Origin of the sequence: Sphingomonas sp. PAMC 26605, from assembly GCF_000241485.1 — a bacterium.
In the GTDB taxonomy this organism is placed as follows: Bacteria; Pseudomonadota; Alphaproteobacteria; order Sphingomonadales; family Sphingomonadaceae; genus Sphingomonas.
The window spans coordinates 2,049,638-2,053,606 of the sequence record NZ_JH584241.1 but is presented as its reverse complement, the minus strand read 5'-3'; the positions used below and the strand labels follow the sequence as shown (position 1 = coordinate 2,053,606).

General features: G+C 66.1%; 3 protein-coding genes. All 3 read left to right on the top strand.

Annotation, left to right across the window (positions count from 1 at the left end; all coding sequences use genetic code 11):
* Nucleotides 1-1,061, top strand: a 1,061-nt coding sequence (locus tag RH90_RS09600; protein WP_010185368.1) for a sensor histidine kinase, incomplete at its 5' end; no start/stop codon positions are given.
* Nucleotides 1,062-1,463: 402 nt separating this feature from the next.
* Nucleotides 1,464-3,404 (top strand): ribonucleoside-diphosphate reductase subunit alpha, encoded by a 1,941-nt coding sequence (locus tag RH90_RS09595; protein WP_029625195.1) that lies wholly within the window; start codon nt 1,464-1,466, stop codon nt 3,402-3,404.
* A 65-nt stretch (nt 3,405-3,469) separates the two neighbouring features.
* The gene (locus RH90_RS09590) at nt 3,470-3,895 is read left to right on the top strand and encodes an endonuclease domain-containing protein (protein WP_010185366.1); all 426 of its coding nucleotides are present in this window, start codon (nt 3,470-3,472) and stop codon (nt 3,893-3,895) included.
* The last annotated feature ends 74 nt before the right edge of the window (nt 3,896-3,969 follow it).

The following is a 3,969-nucleotide window of genomic DNA, read 5'->3' as shown; positions in this document are numbered from 1 at the left end:
CAGGGACGGCGCCCGATGGCCCGCGCAGGGGCCGCGAGGGCCCCGTGCGCCACGGCACCGGCACGCAGGCGCTCGACTGGCGCGACGCCGACGGGATGCGCCATGCGCGCAGCCTCACCCTCGCCACCCCCGCCGGCCCGATCCGGATCACCGCCGCGGCGCCGCGCGCGATCGTCGATCGTCCGTTGCGCCAGGCGATGACGCCGTTGCTCGGCTCGCTGCTGCTGCTTGGCCTCGCGCTCGGCGCGGCGACGCTGGTCCAGCTCCGCATCGGCTTGCGCCCGCTGAAAACGATGCGCGCCGGTCTCGCCGCGATCCGTGCCGGCCGGGCCGAGACGCTCCCCGAGAACCAGCCGAGCGAGCTCGCGCCGCTCGCGCACGAGATCAACGCGCTGCTCGCGGAGAATGCGAGCGCGCTCGCCAACGCGCGCGGCCATGTCGCCAACCTCGCGCACGGCCTCAAGACTCCGCTCGCCACGCTCGCGCTCGCGCTGCCCGCGCACGACCCCGACGGCACGCTCGCCGCGCAGGTCGCGCGGATCGATCAGGCGGTGCGCCATCATCTCGGCCGCGCGCGTGCCGCGACGCCGGGCAGTGGCCTGCGCTTCGCGACCCCGCTCGCGCCGGTCGTCGCCGACCTGACCGACGCCTTGTCGCGTATCCATGCCGAGCGCTGCGTCACCGCGAGCGCGACGATCGACCCCGCGCTGAAGGTCGCGGTCGATCGACAGGATCTCGACGAATTGATCGGCAATTTGCTCGACAATGCCTGGCGTTTCGCCGCGGCGCGGATCGTTGTGACCGCCGCGCCCGCATCCGACGCGCGCTTCGTCCGCCTGAGCATCGCCGACGACGGCCCGGGCATCGCCCCCGACGCGCGCGCAGCGGCACTCGCCGCAGGCCAGCGGCTCGACGAACGCGGCGACGGGCATGGATTCGGCCTGTCGATCGCGCACGAACTCGCGACGCTCTATGGCGGCATGCTGGCGCTCGATACGGCGGCGCTAGGGGGTCTCGAAGCGGTGGTGACGCTGCCGGCGGTGCTTTCTCCCGCGGCGTGAAAAAAATGTCACGTTCCCGGTTCGATCCCTTGCGTTTGAACGAAGCCAGCTTTGACCGCGCGTCGCGTGCCATGGCCCTTGCGGGGTGTCCGCCAAGCGTCGCGAAATAGCGACGAACCGAGTCGCTGATCTGTCATTTACCGTCTTGTGTCGCGACGCGATCCGGCACAATCTGTGGGGGTTGAGTTCGGGGGCGAACCCAAGAGCTAGTGAATCGAACACCGCGATCCTATATTGCGGTAATGATCTGGCCTGCGATTGTGCCGCGGGATGGTCTGTTTTTGTTCTCGTGTTCGCCCATGGACTGCTATGCTGGGAGCTCGCTTCCGATTCGAAACGGATCGGGAACACAGGCGGTCCTGGCCGGCACGGTTTTTGAACGCGTTTGCAGGGACACGAAACATGGATTTTCGGGATACCGGGGAAGTGAGTACCGACATGGCCACCGATATGATCGAGGCGCTCGCCGCCGCAGCCACGCCCTCCGACGAGGGGAAGGGCACCGCCGAGCGCAAGCTCGCCGCGCGGGGCGATTCGAAGGAGATCCACGTCCAGCTCTATCCGGTCGAGGTCGATCACTCGCGCGACGCGCTGCTCACCGAGTTCGGCAAGGACACGCTGCGCGACCGCTACCTGCTTCCGGGCGAGACCTTCCAGGATCTGTTCGTGCGCGTCGCCTCGGCCTATGCCGATGACGCGGCGCATGCGCAGCGGCTCTACGGCTATATCTCGAAGCTGTGGTTCATGCCGGCGACCCCCGTTCTGTCGAACGGCGGCACCGGGCGCGGCCTGCCGATCTCGTGCTTCCTCAACTCGGTCCCCGACAGCCTCGGCGGCATCGTCGACACGTGGAACGAGAATGTCTGGCTCGCCTCGCGCGGCGGCGGCATCGGCACCTATTGGGGCAACGTCCGTGGCATCGGCGAGCCGGTCGGCCTCAACGGCAAGACCAGCGGCATCATCCCGTTCGTCCGCGTGATGGATTCGCTGACGCTCGCGATCTCGCAAGGCTCGCTGCGGCGCGGGTCGGCGGCCTGCTATCTCGACATCTCGCACCCCGAGATCGAGGAATTCCTCGAGATCCGTAAGCCGAGCGGCGATTTCAACCGCAAGGCACTCAACCTCCACCACGGCGTGCTGATCACCGACGCCTTCATGGAAGCCGTGCGCGCCGGCGAAGAGTGGAACCTGACGAGCCCCAAGGACGGCTCGGTCCGCGCGACGGTCGATGCGCGCTCGCTGTTCCAGAAGCTCGTCGAGACGCGCCTCGCCACCGGCGAGCCGTACATCGTCTTCGCCGATCACGTGAACAAGGGCATGCCCAAGCATCACCGCGATCTTGGGCTCAAGGTCTCGACCTCGAACCTGTGCTCGGAAATCACGCTGCCGACCGGCAAGGACCATCTCGGCAACGACCGCACCGCGGTGTGCTGCCTGTCCTCGCTCAACCTCGAGACGTGGGACCAGTGGAAGGACGAGAAGGGCTTTATCGAGGACGTGATGCGCTTCCTCGACAACGTCCTGCAGGACTTCATCGACCGCGCCGAACCCGGCATGGAGCGCGCCGCTTACTCGGCGATGCGCGAGCGCTCGGTCGGCCTCGGCGTGATGGGCTATCACAGCTTTCTCCAGGCGCGCGGCCTGCCCTTTGAGGGCGCGATGGCCAAGTCGTGGAACCTCAAGATGTTCAAGCACATCAAGGGTCAGGTCGACGAAGCGTCGATGCATCTCGCGATGGAGCGCGGCCCCTGCCCCGACGCCGCCGATATGGGCGTGATGGAGCGCTTCAGCTGCAAGATGGCGATCGCGCCGACCGCGTCGATCTCGATCATCTGCGGCGGCACGAGCGCGTGCATCGAGCCGATCCCGGCGAACATCTACACGCACAAGACGCTGTCGGGCTCGTTCTCGATCAAGAATCCGTATCTCGAGAAATTGCTGATCGAAAAGTCGAAGAACTCGGATGCGATCTGGAACTCGATCCTTGAGCAGGGCGGTTCGGTCCAGCATCTCGACTTCCTCAGCACCGAGGAGAAGGATTGCTACAAGACGTCGTTCGAGATCGACCAGCGCTGGCTGATCGAGCTCCAGGCCGACCGCACGCCGTTCATCGACCAGTCGACCAGCCTGAACCTGTTCATCCCGGCCGATGTCGAGAAGTGGGACCTGCTGATGCTCCACTTCCGCGCATGGGAGCTGGGCGTGAAGTCGCTTTACTACCTGCGCTCGAAGAGCATCCAGCGCGCCGGGTTCGCGGGCGGGGTCGAGAACGACAACACGATCGAGAAGCCGCAATACGAGTTCGAGACGACCGATTACGACGAGTGTTTGGCGTGCCAGTGAGCTAAATTTCCCTCTCCCTGTGGGAGAGGGAGGGAGCCGCGCAGCGGCGGAAGGGTGAGGACAGGATGCGGCTCTATGCACGTCAGCCAGTCGGCACCGTTCCGCGCGCGCGACAATTGCGGCGCGACGCCCCCGAGCCGGAACGCCGGCTGTTGCGGGCGCTGCGCGAGAGCTTCCCGACATTGAAGTGGCGCCACCAAGCGCCGGTAGGGCCGTTCTACGCCGACATCCTGTGCTTTTCGGAAAAGCTGGTGATCGAGGTCGATGGCGACACCCATGCTGATCGCGAGACGCGCGATGCAGGGCGGACCAAGATCATCGAAGCGGAAGGTTTTCACGTGCTGCGCTTCTCCAACACCGATGTAATGGGCAACACTGACGGCGTAATCACCCAAATCTCCCTCTCCCTCCGGGAGAGGGAAGGGGCCCGCGCGGCGCAGCCGCGTGGGAAGGGTGAGGACAGCGCATACGGAAAGGGCAGCGCGGAATGATCCGCACTGCCCTCACCCGACCTCGCTACGCTCGGCCACCCTCTCCCAAAGGGAGAGGGGCTTTTAGCTTATTT